Source organism: Pontibacter roseus DSM 17521, from assembly GCF_000373265.1.
Classification (GTDB): Bacteria; Bacteroidota; Bacteroidia; order Cytophagales; family Hymenobacteraceae; genus Pontibacter; species Pontibacter roseus.
Genome location: NZ_KB890767.1, coordinates 60895 through 77386, shown reverse-complemented (window position 1 = coordinate 77386; position 16492 = coordinate 60895). Strand labels below are relative to the sequence as shown.

The 16492-nt window shown below is 55.2% G+C and carries 15 protein-coding genes and 1 pseudogene; 8 read left to right on the top strand and 8 right to left on the bottom strand.

What is annotated here, in order from left to right; translation table 11 throughout:
- Nucleotides 1-19: 19 nt before the first annotated feature.
- Nucleotides 20-718: a RadC family protein gene (radC, locus tag B051_RS0117005; protein ID WP_026236478.1), complete on the top strand. Its 699-nt coding sequence runs from the start codon at nt 20-22 to the stop codon at nt 716-718.
- Here radC and B051_RS0117000 read toward each other — a convergent pair whose 3' ends face one another.
- The 6 genes from B051_RS0117000 to B051_RS0116975 form a co-directional block, all read right to left on the bottom strand.
- Entirely contained in the window at nt 719-919 is a 201-nt protein-coding gene (locus B051_RS0117000) for a YwbE family protein (protein ID WP_018479424.1), read from the bottom strand.
- Between the two features lie 2 nt (nt 920-921).
- Entirely contained in the window at nt 922-1443 is a 522-nt protein-coding gene (locus B051_RS0116995; RefSeq protein WP_018479423.1) for a hypothetical protein, read from the bottom strand.
- A gap of 39 nt (nt 1444-1482) precedes the next feature.
- Entirely contained in the window at nt 1483-1662 is a 180-nt protein-coding gene (locus B051_RS0116990) for a hypothetical protein (RefSeq protein WP_018479422.1), read from the bottom strand.
- 115 nt (nt 1663-1777) lie between these two features.
- Nucleotides 1778-3445: a right-handed parallel beta-helix repeat-containing protein gene (locus B051_RS0116985; RefSeq protein ID WP_018479421.1), complete on the bottom strand. Its 1668-nt coding sequence runs from the start codon at nt 3443-3445 to the stop codon at nt 1778-1780.
- 37 nt (nt 3446-3482) lie between these two features.
- On the bottom strand, nt 3483-5345 hold the full coding sequence (locus B051_RS21570; RefSeq protein WP_033317025.1) for a pyruvate kinase: 1863 nt from the start codon (nt 5343-5345) through the stop codon (nt 3483-3485).
- A 170-nt stretch (nt 5346-5515) separates the two neighbouring features.
- A complete protein-coding gene (locus B051_RS0116975; protein WP_018479419.1) occupies nt 5516-6454 on the bottom strand; it encodes a polysaccharide deacetylase family protein in 939 nt (312 codons plus the stop codon).
- A gap of 143 nt (nt 6455-6597) precedes the next feature.
- Between B051_RS0116975 and B051_RS0116970 the strand changes: the two genes are divergently transcribed.
- From B051_RS0116970 to rny, 5 genes are all read left to right on the top strand, one after another.
- Entirely contained in the window at nt 6598-7248 is a 651-nt protein-coding gene (locus B051_RS0116970) for a DUF1684 domain-containing protein (protein ID WP_018479418.1), read from the top strand.
- 199 nt (nt 7249-7447) lie between these two features.
- Nucleotides 7448-9865, top strand: coding sequence for a phenylalanine--tRNA ligase subunit beta (gene pheT, locus B051_RS0116965; RefSeq protein WP_018479417.1), 2418 nt, complete (start codon nt 7448-7450; stop codon nt 9863-9865).
- Between the two features lie 2 nt (nt 9866-9867).
- The gene (locus B051_RS0116960) at nt 9868-10164 is read left to right on the top strand and encodes a hypothetical protein (RefSeq protein ID WP_018479416.1); all 297 of its coding nucleotides are present in this window, start codon (nt 9868-9870) and stop codon (nt 10162-10164) included.
- Nucleotides 10165-10256: 92 nt separating this feature from the next.
- A complete protein-coding gene (locus B051_RS0116955) occupies nt 10257-10541 on the top strand; it encodes a cell division protein ZapA (RefSeq protein ID WP_018479415.1) in 285 nt (94 codons plus the stop codon).
- A 118-nt stretch (nt 10542-10659) separates the two neighbouring features.
- Nucleotides 10660-12225, top strand: a complete 1566-nt coding sequence (gene rny, locus B051_RS0116950; protein ID WP_018479414.1) for a ribonuclease Y — start codon at nt 10660-10662, stop codon at nt 12223-12225.
- Between the two features lie 94 nt (nt 12226-12319).
- Here the strand turns inward: rny and B051_RS0116945 are convergent, their stop codons facing one another.
- The gene (locus B051_RS0116945; protein WP_018479413.1) at nt 12320-12793 is read right to left on the bottom strand and encodes a Dps family protein; all 474 of its coding nucleotides are present in this window, start codon (nt 12791-12793) and stop codon (nt 12320-12322) included.
- A 186-nt stretch (nt 12794-12979) separates the two neighbouring features.
- Between B051_RS0116945 and B051_RS0116940 the strand changes: the two genes are divergently transcribed.
- The gene (locus B051_RS0116940; RefSeq protein ID WP_018479412.1) at nt 12980-13915 is read left to right on the top strand and encodes a hydrogen peroxide-inducible genes activator; all 936 of its coding nucleotides are present in this window, start codon (nt 12980-12982) and stop codon (nt 13913-13915) included.
- A gap of 314 nt (nt 13916-14229) precedes the next feature.
- Here B051_RS0116940 and sucD read toward each other — a convergent pair whose 3' ends face one another.
- The gene (gene sucD, locus B051_RS0116935) at nt 14230-15123 is read right to left on the bottom strand and encodes a succinate--CoA ligase subunit alpha (RefSeq protein WP_018479411.1); all 894 of its coding nucleotides are present in this window, start codon (nt 15121-15123) and stop codon (nt 14230-14232) included.
- 251 nt (nt 15124-15374) lie between these two features.
- Between sucD and B051_RS0116930 the strand changes: the two are divergent.
- Nucleotides 15375-16358: pseudogene (locus B051_RS0116930) on the top strand (PLP-dependent cysteine synthase family protein); the annotation flags it as partial.
- Nucleotides 16359-16492 lie beyond the last annotated feature (134 nt).

Below are 16492 nucleotides of genomic sequence, written 5' to 3'. Positions count from 1 at the left end.
AAAGTCAGCTGCTGCAGAAATGTCATACTACAGCGCATCGCTCAACATCAAGACATGGGCCGAGGAGGACCGACCGCGTGAAAAGCTGCTTCTAAAGGGAAGGGCTGCCCTGACTGATGCGGAGCTGATTGCCATTCTGATTGGCTCCGGTACCACAAAACTGACGGCGGTGGATGTGGGGAAGATTATTCTGTCGGCTGTGGGAAACGATTTGAACGAGTTAGCGAAGCTGTCGGTGAAGGACCTGACGAAGCACCCAGGTATAGGCGAGGCTAAGGCCATCTCTATTGTGAGCGCGCTGGAACTGGGGCGCCGGCGCAAGGAGTCGGCCGTTGCGGCCAAGACCCGCATCACATGCTCCACCGACATATACAACTACATCAAACCCCAGCTCCTGGACCTGCCGCACGAGGAGTTTTGGATTATTCTGCTCAACCGCGCCAATGTGGTGATGAAGAAGGAAAGCATCAGCAGCGGGGGCGTGGCCGGCACCGTGGCTGACCCGAAGATGATTTTCAAGAAGGCGATAGAGCAGCTGGCCAGTTCCATCATCCTGGTGCACAACCACCCGAGCGGCAACACCAAGCCCAGCGCCGCCGACATCGCCCTGACCAAGAAAATGAAAGAAGCCGGCCAATTCCTCGACCTCCCCGTGCTCGACCACATCATCTTCACCGACAACGATTACTACAGCTTCGCGGATGAAGGATTGTTGTAGCTATTCTTCTTCCAATATTTCCTTCACACGACCTACCTCTCCCGTCTCCAGGCGCACTTTGATGCCGTGGGGATGAGTGGGTGAGTTGGTGAGGATGTCTTTGACATACCCTTCGGTGAGGTCGCCGGTGCGCTGGTCTTCTTTCAGCACGATGTTCACATGCAGGCCAGGTTTGATGTTGCTTCGCTTTGTCCCGTCCATGGCTATTGCTTGGCTGGTTGCTTGGGTGTGATTTTCAGGAATTCTTCTTCCTCGTTCAGGCTCCAGCGTACGGGTGCCACAATGTCCTGTTTCACCACTTCCACGCGTTCTATTTCTTCTAATTCGGCGAGAATCAGGTCTGTATTCTTAATGAGTTGATTGCCGATGACCACCTTCAGGTGCTGCTGTGCCACGGGCACCTCAAAGTAGGTATAGATGTCAGCGAGTCTGGCCAGTTGAACACCCGGTTTCGTATGAAGCACGATGGCGCCATCTTTTGCCTTGTCGCCGAACCTGGCGGTGGCATTCGCATCCTTGTACACGTTCACGCTTTCAATGGACTGGGGAGAAATCACCAGCGCCCCTTGTTTAGTCTCCTGGTCGTTCACCAGCACGTAAGGCTGAGTGTGGTCGCTGCTCACCATCACCTGTTTGGCCCGTTCCTTCGGGTGGATGAGTTCCTGCTGCGCGAAGGCTGTAAGGCCGCAGCAGGTGAGGAGTATGGTTGATATGAGTGTCTTCATAGCGGTTTTCTTTGGCTTTGCTTGATGGAAGTGTTCCTATTACTCAATGTAGCGTGCATCCACCAGGCGCATGAGCAGCAGCAAGCCCAAGCCAGACACTACCAAGATTTTCCCAACGCTGCTGTCGTCCATGTAGTGGCCGATGCTTATCACAAGGCCCGCCACCGTGAGCAGCACGGCAACCAAGCTTATCAGGTTCTGTATTCTTTTGTATTTCATATTGCTGTACGTGTAGGCCAATAGACACGGATTAAGTAAGTCGGAAAGTGAAGCCTCAGGAAATATACATATTAATTTGAAAATATAGGGTATTGGCCTATACAGAAAAACTGGCTTACCAGCTGAATAGCTCCCGCAGCCACCTCAGACGCTTCGGCTTGGGATAGGTAATGGCACCCTTATCAGGGGCAGTCTCTTGTCGGAGGGATTGCCCAGCCAGGTCGTGTGTGGCCACCTGGAAAGGGGAGGGGACAGCGGTGGCTATACCTGCCTCCACCACAGGCGATTTCCGGCGTGGGCTATACCTGGCCTGAAGCTCCTGCCAATCAATAGGATAACCTAGGGTGCCTGCGGTTCCCGGTGCGGTAAGTTCTGGGTTGTCTTCGCTGCCGCTAGGGGTGCCGTTCAGAATTTCCTGGTCGGTAGCTTCTCGAAAAGCCGCCAGGGAGGTATAGCTGGCCGTTCCCCAGGTATAGGTGGGGAGATTGCCCTCGCTGTAGTACGTGTTGTGCCGGAAAGAAACATCCAGCGCCGTATCGGTAGCAGCAACGACCATAGGGGCTCTGTTCCGGGTATAGAAGATGTTGTTGAAAAATCGCACACCGTGGTGCCCGCCGCTTTTGAAGAACACCCCTCCACTGGAGGGCGCGACGGCCTTGTCAGCGAAGACAGTGTTGTTGTAGACGAGCAGGCTGCGGTTGCCGCCGTTGTTGTGCCGGTCCGCCACCCACAGCGTGATGCCTTTGTAGCCGTTGCGCCGGCCGTCGTTCTCCGAGATGTTGTACCGGATGACGTTGTTGTGCATCGGCCTGGCCCACTCGAACTGGGCTATCAGGAAACCGGCTCCGTCGTTGTCATGGGAGTAGTTGTACTGCATCACCGAGTTGGTCACACCGCCGTCCAGGTCAAAGCCGCCGCCGTCGCAGCCTTTGCCAGCGCTCATGTTGTAGGCCTCATTGTATTGTATGGTTATCGCGTTGGCATCCCAGGCCCAAATGCCTACAGGCCCGCCACAGTGCAGGTTGTTCATGCCGGAGGTATGCACCACGCTGTGTTCCACCGTGCCGCCGTCCACATCGGATAGCACGATGCCACTGCCGCTGTGTTTGTCGGGGAGGGGCAGGCCGTGTATCTGGTACACATGGCTGTGACCTACATACACATTCTGGTGCGCATAGCCTTTTTTGTTTTGATTAAATTCCCCCCAGGTGGTGATGCCTTCCGAACCGATGTCGTAGATGACTGCGTTGGTGATACTGACGTCGCTATACCCGCTGTTGCCGTTCCAGCTGCCTACCGTTATACCTGATTTCCGAAACCCGCTCACCTCCACCTGGTCCACCACCACCTGCGACAACTTCACAACGCCGGGCAAATCGTTGTAGAACAGGATGCCGTGGTCGCGGTTGGAGGTATAGCCGCTGCCTTTGAAGTGCAGCTTCTTCAGGGTTATGCCGGCTAGGTTGTGGGCGTAGAAGCCGAAGCTGCTGTCGGCATAGATGGTGGCCCTGCCCTCCCCGAAGGAGCTGATGTAACTGGGCGGGGTGGCTGGCGCCTCAAAGTACAGACTGCCCTGAAAAGTGTGTCTTCCTTCAAACAGAAGGGTATCGCTGGGGCTATAAAGGTGGCTGTTGGCTTTCCCTATGCTCCGCCAGGCTTCGGCAGGAGACGTGCCGGAACGCGTGTCGCTGCCCTTGGCACTGATGTAGTAGGTATCGGCGAGGGCATGCTCGCACAGCAGCAACTGGAGCAGGGCAATCAGCAAGGCGAAAAGTCGGGGCATCACAAGAGTTGTAGGTATAGAACGTGTAACGTGCATGCTACTGGGTCGCCTCCTCGGCCCTGGGCAGCTGCAACTCCGAAATGTGGAGCATGCGCAGCATGGAGGTCTTCTTGTGCTGGTGCTGCTGCATGCGCTTCAGGATGTCGTCGAGCAGCTCGATGGCCTGCAGCACGAAGACGCCTTTGTTGAGCATCACGCAGTCTGCCCGTTGCGACATGGCCGCATCCGTAATCTCGGCGCGCGATGGCCTGCCTTTCTTCGAGAGCGACTCCAACACCTGCGTAGCCCAGACAACCGGTATGTGCGCGGCCTCACTGAGCCACAGAATCTCTTCCTGCACCTCCGCCAGCCGCTCCCAGCCACACTCCACGGCCAGGTCACCGCGGGCTATCATCACGCCGGCCACCTGGTTCCGCATGACGGTGAGCAGCAGGTGTGGCAGGTTCCGGAATCCTTCCTTGGTCTCAATCTTGAGCATGATGCCCATCTGCTTCGCCTTGAGCCGCTTCAGTTCGCCCAGCAGCTTTTCTACCATCTCGGGGTGGTTCACGAACGACAGGCTGACCGCATCGGCGTGTTTGGCCACGAAAGCCAGGTGTTGCCGGTCCTGCTGGGTGAGGCTTTCCAGGTGCAGCTTGCTCTCGGGCAGGTTGATGCCCTTGTCGGAGCGCAGTTTGCTGCCGGTCTCTTTGGCCTGCGTGATTTTGATGAGCAATGAGTTCTCATTCACTTCCAGGATGATGCCCTCTATTTTCCCATCGTCAAAGAGGATGGGCTGGCCCGCCTTCACTTGGCTGAAAATATCGGACAGGGTGCAGCTGATATGGGCGGGCCTCACGACGTGCCCCTCCGCATCATACAGGGCCGGTTCACCAGGAATGTGCTCCTTGTTCAAAACCAGGAGGTCATCCTTGCGGAGCACGAGGGGCACTTCGCTGGCTGGCAGGTCGCCTACCTGCGTGGTCCTTAGCGGCGCGTTGGCTGTGTTGATGGTGAGGCGCGTGCCGGCGCTGATGTAGGAGGTTTTGAACAGGTGTGCTATCACGCCTTTGCTTTTCCGTTGAATCACGGTGAAGGAGCGCTTGCGGCCGCGGGTGTCGGTGAACTTCAGCTTGTCGCCTTGCTGCAGCTGCGATAGCCACTTTGCGTCCAGGGGTAAGGCGGCATCGACCGGCACTTCACAGGGGGTGTGGGGTGGAGCCAGCCATACCTTGGCAGGAGAGACCAACTGGCCCAGCGAATTTTGTATAGGGCGAATGGAAATGAGGGCTGGGCCCGGCTTCAGAGGGCCGGTTCGCAGTTTGGGCCCCATCAGGTCCATCAGGATTTTACAGGGCAATCCTGTCTCCTTCTCGGCCCGCTTAATGGACTCAACCATGCTGCCCCATACCTCCTCGTCATCGTGGGCGCAGTTGATGCGGGCGCAGTCCATGCCGGCACGCATCATGCGTACTATCAACTCGTGGTCAGTAGCCAGGTCGGTGGAGAAGGTGACCATGATGCGGGTGTTGCGGTTGGCAGGCACGGGACCCAACAAGTCCTCGTTGTGGGTGGCCAGCAGTTGGCTGCTCTCAGCGAAGGAGACAGGCGTTTGGTGCTTAGTGGGTTCGCACTCCAGCAGGTGGCAGAGCAGGTCGCGCACAGCTTGAAGGCTAGCCGTCACATGCCCCTCCGCCCGGCCCAACGACGAGAGGCCCAGCTGCGCCAGGTTTTCCTGCAACTCCCGGATATCATGCTGCCGCAGCGAAAGGTAGTGTAACAGGTTTCGGGCGCTTTTCCTGAAAGAGGGATGGACTTGTTTGATGGCACTGGCATACCGCTTCTCCAGGTCCAGGGCTTCCTGGTACAGTCTATCTATTTGTTCAATGAGCCCTCTCAGGTGTTTTTCGTCTGGTTGCATGTCAGTTGCTTGGTTGGCCATACTATCAAACTGCAGTAGCAAGCCTGAGGTTACCGCGGAGAGAGGAAAAGAGGTCTTTGGCGTACGCAATGGCAACAGTTATCGAGGGTGCAGTTGCGTGGCTGAACCGAGAAGGTATAGCCACGCAGCTGCCTACAGATGCTTTTGGGTTAGAAGCTGTTGCGCATGGCCTTGTTCAGGGACTGCGGGCTCCAGTAGCCACTGGCAATGATGCGGCGTATGCTGTGGAGCGGGTCCTGCGGGTGAGGTTGGGCGGCGAGTTGGAAGGCGGCGGTAATGCCGCGCTGCTTGAGCTCAGGTATAGCCTCCGGATTCCAGAGGCCGAAAGGATAAGCGAAAAATTCCACAGGCTCTCCAATGATTGCCTCCAGCTGTTTAGAGGGCTTCTCGATTTGTTTTACCCAGTCCTGCCCCTGGTATTTTTTCACGTTGTGGTGGTCCCAGGTATGGGAGCCGATGGCGTGCCCTCTGTCGGATAGCTCCTTCACCTGTGCCTTGCTCATGTAGTTGGGGCGGCCCAACGAAACGGTCATGACAAAGAACACACCCTTGAAGCCGTGTGTCTCCAATTCAGGCGCCGCCACGGTGTATTGGTCCAGGTTGGTGTCATCGAAGGTGAGCATCACCGGCTTCTTGGGGAGCGGTGCGCCGGTGGTGAGGTAGGCGAGTAGCTGCTCGGGCAGCACCGTCTGGTAGCCGCTGTCGGCCAGCATCTGCATCTGCTCCCGGAACCGCTCCACCGGCACAATGTAGTCCTTGGCCGATTTTGAATCCTTCTCGCGCCAGTCCCGCACCTGGTGGTAGCAAAGAATGGGCACCTGCCTGCGTGCCAGGATGGTGGCAGCATCGGCCATCTTGGTAGTCGGCTCGGAAGAGGGCGGCGCGGTATAAGCTGCAGGTATAGCTGCACCATAATCCAGTGCCGCGACAGCAGGAGCTACATCTGAAACCGCTGTCACAGGTGGTGCAGTCTCTACAGAAAGCCGTACTTCAGGCTGGTCGTCAGTGAATGCGCAGGAAAGCAGGAACGAAAGGGAGAGGGCAACCAGGGTAAGTAGCGGCAGGCTGAAGCGGAATTGGGTATGCATGGTAGTAGGTAAGCAAGAAGCCAATGTTAGCCATTTTTCGGGTGAAAACCTGCTGTTCCGGCTAACTGGGAACAAGTTTTTCCGCAATCAAGGCTTCCTCCCCGAAATTTTCCGAAATTGCAGCAAAATTAGCCACGAAAGCCATGCAACGACCTATCAAGCTGATTATACTGGCCGGCATCGCGCTGGTGCTCTTCTACTTTGTGCGCGAGTCCTTCCTCAGCGACGACAACTACCTGATTCCCCTCCGGAAGGAGCGCGAGGAGAAGGATTTGACGTTCCGGAGCCGGACCAACAGCCCTTTTGAGGAGGTGGAGCGCATCAGCTTCAGCAACCTGGTGTACTACGAACCCAACCTGGACTACCGGGTGAAGGCGAAGGTGGAGGAACTGGCTCAGAAGGACACGCTGCACATGCCCATGACCAACGGCAGCACCGAGCCCTACATTCGCTATGCCCTGGCGCATTTTGAGCTGGAAGGACAGCCCCAGCGCCTGACGCTCTACAAAAAAGTGAAAGAGGAGAAGGAGGAGCTTTTTGTGCCCTTCACCGACAAGACGAACGGCTTCGACACCTATGGCGGCGGCCGTTACCTGGATGTGCCGTTTGAGGAGGGCGACAAAACCGTAACCCTGGATTTCAACCGCGCCTACAGCCCCTTCTGTGCCTATAACCCCGAGTATGTGTGCCCGGTGCCTCCCAAAGACAACCGCCTGGCACTGGCTATACCTGCTGGCGAGAAGACTTACGAGAAGAAGTTCGTGGGGAACAAGAATGTTCCGGAGCAGGACTAAGCGGCAACACCCCTTCGAAAAGGAGAATAGAAGTGTTCGCGGCTGGTTCTACAAGTACAGGGTATTTGCGCCAAGTGCCTGCTGGCCTTTTGTCAGGAAGTCGAAACACAAACGCGTTTTCACAAGAAAATAATCCTTAATTTTGGGAAATTGGCCTTGGGCAACTGAGGCTATACCTTACAGAACAACAGAGATAACCATGCTGATTTCATTCGACTGGCTGAAACAACTGATTCATATAGACAAACCGGCTGAGGAAGTGGGCGCTTTGCTGACGGGCGCTGGCCTGGAGGTGGAGGCCATCCATACCTTCGACCAGGTGAAAGGTGGCCTGGAGGGCATCGTGATAGGAGAGGTGCTCACCTGCGAGCGCCACCCGGATGCGGACCGCCTGAGCGTGACCACCGTGGACATCGGCACTGGTGAGCCGAGCCAGATTGTGTGCGGCGCGCCTAACGTGGCCGCCGGCCAGAAGGTAGTGGTAGCCACCGTGAACAGCACACTATACCCAACCGGAGGCGAGCCTTTCAAAATAAAGAAATCCAAGATACGGGGCGCAGCTTCGGAGGGCATGATTTGCGCCGAGGACGAGATTGGGGTGGGAACGTCCCACGCCGGCATCATGGTGCTCGACACGGACTTGCCGAACGGTACGCCAGCGGCCGAGTACTTCGGTCTGGGCTCCGACAGGGTGTTCGAGATTGGCCTGACGCCTAACCGTGCCGACGCCGCCTCCCATCTCGGAGTAGCCCGTGACCTGAAGGCGCTGACGCAGGTATCCTATACCTTGCCCTCTGTGGAGGACTTTACCGTAAGCAACACCTCCCGCTCCATCGACGTGGAGATTGAGAACACCGAAGCCTGCCCCAGGTATGCCGGCGTGACTGTGAGCGGCGTGAAAGTGGGCCCATCGCCGGAGTGGCTGCAGAAGCGCCTCCGCGCCATTGACCTGTCTCCCATCAACAACATCGTGGATGTCACCAACTACGTGCTGCACGAGTTGGGGCAGCCACTACATGCCTTCGACGCCGACAAAATCAAGGGCGATAAAATCGTGGTGAAGACAGCGGACGAAGGCAGCACCTTTGTGACGTTGGACGGCGTGGAACGCAAGATGAGAGCCAACGACCTCATGATTTGCAATGCCGAGGAGCCCATGGCCATCGGCGGCGTGTTCGGAGGCAAGGCATCTGGCGTGACAGAAGAAACGATGAGCATTTTCATTGAAAGCGCTTATTTCTCATCAGATTATATTCGCCGCACAGGTATGGCGCATGGCTTGAAAACCGACGCGTCTTTCCGGTTTGAGCGTGGAACCGACCCGAACATGGTGATTCTGGCGCTGAAGCGTGCTGCTCTGCTTATACAGGAAATAGCCGGCGGCGCAGTAAGCTCCGAAATCGTGGACGTATACCCGCAGCCTATCCAAGACCTGGAACTGACACTGGACATTGAACGGGCGCACATGCTCATCGGACAGTACATCGGCGCGGAACGCATCAAAGCCATTCTGACAGATTTAGGTATAGCCATAACAGGCGAGACGGAAACGCACCTGCATTTGTCGGTGCCGCCGTTCAAGGTGGACGTGACACGCGAGGCCGACGTGGTGGAGGAAATCCTGCGCATCTACGGCTTCAACAACATCGAGGTGAGCGAGCACATGGGCACATCCTACATGGCCAGTTTCCCCAAGCCTGACCCGGAGCACATCACCGGCACCATCTTGGATTACGTCTCGGCTAACGGTTTCCACGAAATCATCACCAACTCCATTACCAACTCCAACTACTATACGCCGGCAGGCGAGCAGGAGATGGCGGGGCTGGTACGCGTACTCAACTACAACAGCGAGGATTTGGACGTGCTGCGCAAGACCATGGTGTTCTCTGGACTGGAGGTGCTGCGCTACAACATCAACCGCCGCCAGCGCGACCTCAAGGTATACGAGCTGGGCAAGGTATACGAGCAGTTGGAGGAGGGCTTCAGAGAGACCCGCAAGCTGGCCCTGTTCATTGCCGGCAACACGACCGCCGAGAGCTGGAAGCAGCCTGGTGTGAAGGCCTCTTTCCACGACCTGGCTGGTGTGGTGCAGAACGTGCTGCAGAAGCTCAACGCTGCCGACTATGAGGTGCAGCCGCTGGAAGGGAACCGCTACATGCGCCAAGGTGTAGCCTATGTGAAGAACGGCACTGTCATCGCCGAAGTAGGTTTGCTGGATGCGGGCGTGACGCGTTTCATGGACGTGAAGGAGCAGGTATGGTATGCCGAACTGAACTGGGACTACCTGCTCAAGAAGTACAAAGACAAACTCGTAGCCGAGGAGCTTCCGAAGTTCCCGGAGGTGCGCCGCGACCTGTCGCTGGTGCTGGACAGAGCCGTCACGTTTGAGCAGCTGAAGCAGGTGGCCATTCGCACCGAGCGCAAGCTGCTGCAAAATGTGAACGTGTTCGACGTGTACGAAGGCGACAAGGTGGAGACCGGCAAAAAAGCCTATGCCCTGAGCTTCACCTTGCTTGACCGGCAGCAGACGCTGACCGACAAAGTCATAGAGGGCGTGATGAACCGCCTGATGCAGCAATTCGAGAAACAGTTGGGAGCCATTATCCGGAAATAGCCATGCCAAAGGAAAAACAACTGCAACAGCTTCAGTCCATCGAGGACAAGGTGCGTAAACTCCTGAGCAAGCACGCCGACGTGCAGCAGCGGCTTCTGGCCGCGCAGGAAGAAATTAAATTCATAGAAGCGCTGTTGGAGGAAAAGGAGCAGCAAATAAAAAATTTTCAAAATCAGGAGAATATTGTTAAAATTGTAGACACGATAGCAGGAAACACTGCAAATTCGACAGAGTTAAAGCTGAAGTTAAACGAATATATCAGGGAAATTGATAAGTGTATCGCCTACTTGCGTGACTAGTAAGTGGCTGTAGCCTAGGCAAGAAGACGGGGAACGTCGCTTGTTGCAGCAGCCAGACACACAGGTGGCCCTAAACTATACCAACGCAACGGATGGGTGAATTAGCAATTAAGATTCGCATCGCAGAACGCGAGTATCCGATGCGGGTGAAGGAAGAAGAAGAAGAGAGGCTTAGAGTAGTAGGAAAAATCTTGAACGAGCGTCTGCGCTTTTTCAAGGACCAGTTCGGTATACAGGATAAGCAGGATTTGCTGGCGATGGTCGCCTTTGAGACCATGGTCGACAAGCTTAAACTGGAAGATGAGCAGAACAGCCATCAGACCAAAATTGGAGAACAGCTAAGCGTACTGGACGAGCTCTTATCATCAAATAAGTAACATATTCCGAGGCTGCTTCCCAGGCGGCCTCTTTAACAACAGTGTGGCCCGCAAGGCCACTTCACTGTCCTGCTGCAGGTGCTGCTATAGTTTTTATCAACCCTAAAAGCGTATAGTTATGCCCGATATTTTATCCATTTTAATCACCGCCATTGTTGCGCTCGGAGTGGGCGTGTACATAGGGCGCGTCATGCTGCAGAAGGTATACAAGCAGCAGGAGGAAGCCGCCCGCCAAAAGGCGAAGAACATCATCCGCGAGGCGGAGCTGGATGCCGAGAGCATCAAGAAAGACCGCATGCTGGAGGCCAAGGAGAAATTCCTGAAGATGAAGTCTGAGTTCGAGGAAGAGTCGAACAAGAAGAAGAACATCATCATCCAGAATGAGAACAAGGTGAAGCAGCGCGAGCAGCACGTCGCTAAGCAGATGGAGCAGACCAAGCGCCGCGAAACCGAACTCGACAAGGAGAAAGAGGCCCTTGACCACCAGATGGAGTTGCTCAAGAAGCGCAAAGAGGAAGTGGAGCAGCAGCACCACGAAGTAGTGGCCCAGCTGGAGAAAATCGCTGGCTTGACTGCCGCCGAGGCCCGCGAGCAGATGGTGGAGGCGCTGAAGAGCGAAGCCCAATCGCACGCCTCCTCTTATGTGAAGGACATCGTGGCCCAAGCCAAGCTGACCGCTACGAAAGAAGCCAAGAAGATTGTGGTGGAGACCATCCAGCGCACCGCCGCGGAGCATGCCATCGAGAACTGCGTGTCCGTCTTCAACATCGAGAGCGACGACATCAAAGGCAAGATTATCGGTCGTGAAGGCCGTAACATCCGCGCCTTAGAGGCTGCCACCGGTGTTGAAATCATCGTAGACGACACGCCAGAGGCCATCATCATCTCCGGCTTCGACCCGGTTCGCCGTGAGATTGCCCGTCTTTCCCTGCACCGCCTGGTGGCTGACGGCCGTATCCACCCGGCCCGCATTGAAGAGGTGGTGACCAAGACCCGCAAGAACATCGAAGAAGAGATTGTGGAGATTGGGGAGCGTACCGCCATCGATTTAGGTATACACGGGCTGCACCCGGAACTGATTAAGATGGTGGGCCGCATGCGTTTCCGTTCTTCCTACGGACAGAACCTGCTGCAGCACTCACGCGAGGTAGCCAACCTGTGCGCCACGATGGCCGCAGAACTCGGCCTGAACGTGAAGCACGCTAAGCGCGCCGGTCTGCTGCACGACATTGGTAAGGTAACGCCGGATGAACCAGAACTGCCACATGCCATCATCGGTATGGAGCTGGCCAAGAAATACAAGGAGCATCCGGATATCTGCAACGCCATAGGCGCTCACCACGACGAAGTCGAGATGACCGCGATGATTTCTCCGCTGATTCAGGCCTGTGACGCCATTTCTGGTTCAAGACCAGGAGCCCGCCGCGAAATCATGGAGTCCTACATCAAGCGCCTGAAGGATTTGGAGGCAGCTGCCGTGTCGTTTGACGGGGTGAACCAGTGCTACGCCATACAGGCTGGCCGTGAGCTCCGCATCATGGTGGATGCCGACAACGTGACGGATGAAAAGGCAGCACAGCTTTCTTTTGACATCTCGCAGAAGATTGAGAAAGAGATGCAGTACCCAGGCCAGATAAAAATCACGGTTATCCGGGAGATGCGCGCCATAAGCTACGCCAAGTAAGGTATAGCTATACCTGATTAAGATAAAAAGCCGCCTGCTATACCTAGCAGGCGGCTTTTTTTATTACACACTCACACAAACAAAACTTTATGATTTAGCTCAGGAAGGCTTTGAGCATCCAGAGCGTTTTCTCGTTCTCGTTGATGTCCTCGCTAATCAGGGCCACTGTTCCCTCATCCTCCCGCTCAGCGGCCAGACTCAGTATGTCTCGTTCCAGGCCCACGAGCACCGACAGGTTCTGGTGTGTGGCTTCCACGGTTTCCCGGTCGCCACTCAGGTTGGAGACCTCCTGTATGGTGGAGGCTCGTACATAATCGGAGAAGGTATGGAGCGGCTTCTGCCCGATGGTCAAGATACGCTCCGCCAGAGCATCAATTTTGGTAAGGGCATTGTTATAGAGCTCCTCATACTTGGCATGCAACTGGAAAAAATGGATGCCCTTGATGTTCCAGTGGAAGCCGCGCAGGTTTTGGTAATAGATGTGGTAATTTGCCAGCAGTTCGTTCAACTTGTCAGCAATCTCAACGGAGTCTTTTTTCTCTAATCCTATATTCGTCAGCTTTTCCATAGTCTTTGCGTTTGTTGTCCCTCTTATTTTGTTGTCTACACAAATATCGCTTATTTTACATCATCAATCAAATCAATTTAATCTATGCGTTAATAGGGTTCGTCTATAATCTGCGTTTGGAAATAGGTGTAGGTTCAGGTATAGCACACTTTTATTTCACGTCAGTCACAGCAATAGGTTTTATAAATGACACTGGTACAATTAGAATACTTGCTAGCCGTAGACACGCACCGGCATTTTGCCACGGCAGCGGAACACTGTTTCGTGACGCAACCCACGCTGAGCATGCAGCTGCAGAAGCTGGAGGAGGAACTGGGGGTGCAGCTATTTGACCGGAGCCGGGTGCCGGTGCGGCCCACCGAGATAGGCAAGGAGGTGATTGCGCAGGCACGGATAGCAGTGGCGGAGGCGAAGAAAATCAAGGAGCTGGTCCAAAACCAGAAGCAGGAGCTGGCAGGCGAACTACGGATAGGCATCATACCTACGCTGGCCCCATACCTCATTCCGCTGTTCATCACCAGCTTCATGAACAAATACCCGGAGGTGCGCGTGGTGGTGCAGGAACTATTGACCGAGGAGATAGTGCAGCGGCTGAACCATGAGTTGCTGGACGTGGGCCTGCTGGTGACGCCGCTGGAGGACAAGAGTATCAAGGAGCTGCCTCTGTTCTATGAGTCGTTCGTGGGCTATATCAACCCGTCGCATCCGCTGGCAAAGCATAAGGTTATAACCCCAGAACAACTCGATACGGATGAGCTGTGGGTGCTGAACGAAGGCCACTGTTTCCGGAGCCAAGTGCTGAACATCTGCAACAGGGGAGGAGCGGCGGCCGGGTCAGCCCATTTCGACTACAAGAGCGGCTCTCTGGAGACGCTCAAGCGCATCGTGGAGACGCAGCGCGGACTCACGCTGTTGCCGGAGCTGTCGGTGCTGGACATGCCCCCAGAAAAGCGGACGATGGTACATTACTTCGAAGAGCCGCAGCCACAGCGCGAGGTCAGCCTGGTGGTGCATCGCAGCTTCCTGAAAAAGAAACTAATAGAGGCTCTGCGACAGGAGATACTGGCAGGTATACCTGATACCATCAGAAGCCGGGAAAAGCAACGCGTGGTGGGAGTTTAAGTATTTAAGAATTTGAGAAGTTAGGAAGGTATAGGAGGCGCAAAAAGGAACGGCAGTTTGCTAGGAAGTCCTCGCAGCGTGTGCAGCTCCTGCGAGGGTCTGATGCCAACGCCGCGCCGGTGCCGAAGCAGGTATAGCCGACTACTGGTGCGGACAAGCCAGAAATAGTTTGGGCTGTTGGCTACTCTCTACGAATGGACACATGCGGGAGCAGCACACGCTGTGACCTTAGAAAAGATGAAAACAAAACGGGCTGCCTCTTCCGAAGCAGCCCGTTTTTATAAGGTATACCTTGTGAGGTATAGCAAATCAAATTAAGCGTTTACCATGCCAGCGTCTTGCAGCACGCGTAGCATAGTTGCACCAATCTCAGCAGGAGACTCTACCACATGGATGCCGTTCTCACGCATGATTTTCATCTTGGCAGCGGCTGTGTCGTCAGCACCACCTACAATGGCGCCTGCGTGGCCCATACGACGACCCGCTGGAGCCGTCTGGCCTGCGATGAAACCTACAACCGGCTTTCTGTTGCCAGTTTCGCTGATGTACTGCGCAGCCATCGCCTCGTAGTTACCACCAATCTCGCCAATCATCACGATAGCGTCTGTCTCTGGGTCTTCCATCAGCAGTTGTACCGCGTCTTTGGTAGGCGTGCCAATGATAGGGTCACCACCGATACCGATAGCCGTAGAGATACCCAGTCCAGCTTTCACAATCTGGTCAGCCGCCTCATAGGTTAACGTACCGGATTTAGACACGATGCCGATACGACCTGGCTTGAATACGAAGCCTGGCATGATACCCACTTTCGCTTCGCCTGGCGTGATGACACCTGGGCAGTTTGGTCCGATAAGCGTCACGTCTTTGCCTTTCAGGTAGTTTTTCGCCGTCACCATGTCTTTCACCGGGATACCCTCCGTGATGGCTACGATTACCTTGATGCCCGCATCAGCGGCTTCCATGATGGCGTCAGCGGCGAAGGCCGGTGGCACGAAGATGATAGAAACATCAGCTCCGGTTCTTTTGACGGCTTCTTCCACAGTGTTGAAAACCGGGAGGTCCAGGTGATTGTTGCCACCTTTGCCTGGCGTTACACCACCTACCACGTTGGTGCCGTACTCAATCATCTGAGAGGCGTGGAAAGAACCCTCTGAGCCTGTGAAGCCCTGTACGATTACCTTCGAATCTTTATTTACTAAAACACTCATGTGTATCTTATTTTAGTTGATGTATGACGGTCTAACTGTAAGGTCACGCAAAAATAGGCTTTTTTGTGGCCCTTCCAAAAAATAGTTATACCTAATATAGCTTCCAGAAGGCTGCAAAAGGAACGGGAGAGGCCACCTGCGCTGTTGCACAGGCAGAGAAAGAACGGCCCGTATACCTGCACAGGCAGGCCCGGCGCTATGACTATGACTTTAATTACTTACCTTTGCACCCGAATCCAAAAAGCATTCAAATGAAGTATCTGAACCATATTACCGAAGCTATCGGTAACACTCCCCTGGTGAAGCTCAACAATGTGACAAAAGGCATAAAGCCGACCATACTGGCCAAAGTGGAGTACCTGAACCCTGGCAACTCCGTGAAGGACCGCATGGCCGTCAAAATGATAGAGGACGCCGAGAAAGCCGGCGTCCTGAAGCCGGGCGGCACCATCATTGAGGGTACCTCCGGTAACACAGGTATGGGCCTGGCGTTGGCCGCCATCGCCAAGGGCTACAAGTGCATCTTCACGCTGGCCGACAAGCAGAGCAAAGAGAAAATGGACATCCTGCGTGCCGTGGGAGCCGAGGTGGTGGTATGCCCGACCAACGTGTCGCCTGACCATCCGGACTCCTACTACTCGGTGGCCAAGCGCCTGAACGAGGAGATTCCCAATTCCTTCTACCCAAACCAGTACGACAACATGTCTAACTGGGCTGCCCATTATGAGTCCACCGGCCCTGAAATCTGGGAGCAGACGGAGGGCAAAGTGACGCACTTTATCACAGGTGTGGGCACAGGCGGCACCGTGACGGGCATATCGCGCTATCTGAAGGAGCAGAACCCGGAGCTCATCACAGTGGGCATCGATACCTATGGCTCTGTTTTCAAGAAGTACAAGGAGACTGGCATTTTCGACGAGAACGAAATCTATTCCTACGCCACCGAAGGTATAGGCGAGGACATCCTGCCAAAGAACGTGGACTTCGACGTGATTGACCTGTTCCTCAAGGTGACAGACAAGGACGGAGCCGTGATGACCAGAAGGTTGGCTAAGGAAGAAGGCCTGTTCGTGGGCTGGTCCTGCGGGACGGCTGTACACGGAGCGCTGGAATATGCCCGCGAGAACAACCTGACCGAAGACGACGTAATCGTAGTGCTGCTGCCGGACCACGGTACGCGTTACCTGGGCAAAATCTACAACGACGACTGGATGCGCGCGCAAGGCTACATCGACTAGCCGCTGCCCCAGTTCATCTCAATATACCAAAAGCCCGGAGCGAGTGCTTCGGGCTTTTTCGTGCAGTCTGCCCCCCTGTAGGTGCATGCCGAGGTTTACTCGAATAGTGCGGTGCAGGAGAGGTATAGCAA

Excerpts from the sequence above, each read along its gene's own strand:
- radC (WP_026236478.1), top strand. The coding sequence starts at position 20 with ATGTCATACTACAGCGCATCGCTCAACATCAAGACATGGGCCGAGGAG.
- B051_RS0117000 (WP_018479424.1), bottom strand. The coding sequence starts at position 919 with ATGGACGGGACAAAGCGAAGCAACATCAAACCTGGCCTGCATGTGAAC.
- B051_RS0116995 (WP_018479423.1), bottom strand. The coding sequence starts at position 1,443 with ATGAAGACACTCATATCAACCATACTCCTCACCTGCTGCGGCCTTACA.
- B051_RS0116990 (WP_018479422.1), bottom strand. The coding sequence starts at position 1,662 with ATGAAATACAAAAGAATACAGAACCTGATAAGCTTGGTTGCCGTGCTG.
- B051_RS0116985 (WP_018479421.1), bottom strand. The coding sequence starts at position 3,445 with ATGCCCCGACTTTTCGCCTTGCTGATTGCCCTGCTCCAGTTGCTGCTG.
- B051_RS21570 (WP_033317025.1), bottom strand. The coding sequence starts at position 5,345 with ATGCAACCAGACGAAAAACACCTGAGAGGGCTCATTGAACAAATAGAT.
- B051_RS0116975 (WP_018479419.1), bottom strand. The coding sequence starts at position 6,454 with ATGCATACCCAATTCCGCTTCAGCCTGCCGCTACTTACCCTGGTTGCC.
- B051_RS0116970 (WP_018479418.1), top strand. The coding sequence starts at position 6,598 with ATGCAACGACCTATCAAGCTGATTATACTGGCCGGCATCGCGCTGGTG.
- pheT (WP_018479417.1), top strand. The coding sequence starts at position 7,448 with ATGCTGATTTCATTCGACTGGCTGAAACAACTGATTCATATAGACAAA.
- B051_RS0116960 (WP_018479416.1), top strand. The coding sequence starts at position 9,868 with ATGCCAAAGGAAAAACAACTGCAACAGCTTCAGTCCATCGAGGACAAG.
- B051_RS0116955 (WP_018479415.1), top strand. The coding sequence starts at position 10,257 with ATGGGTGAATTAGCAATTAAGATTCGCATCGCAGAACGCGAGTATCCG.
- rny (WP_018479414.1), top strand. The coding sequence starts at position 10,660 with ATGCCCGATATTTTATCCATTTTAATCACCGCCATTGTTGCGCTCGGA.
- B051_RS0116945 (WP_018479413.1), bottom strand. The coding sequence starts at position 12,793 with ATGGAAAAGCTGACGAATATAGGATTAGAGAAAAAAGACTCCGTTGAG.
- B051_RS0116940 (WP_018479412.1), top strand. The coding sequence starts at position 12,980 with ATGACACTGGTACAATTAGAATACTTGCTAGCCGTAGACACGCACCGG.
- sucD (WP_018479411.1), bottom strand. The coding sequence starts at position 15,123 with ATGAGTGTTTTAGTAAATAAAGATTCGAAGGTAATCGTACAGGGCTTC.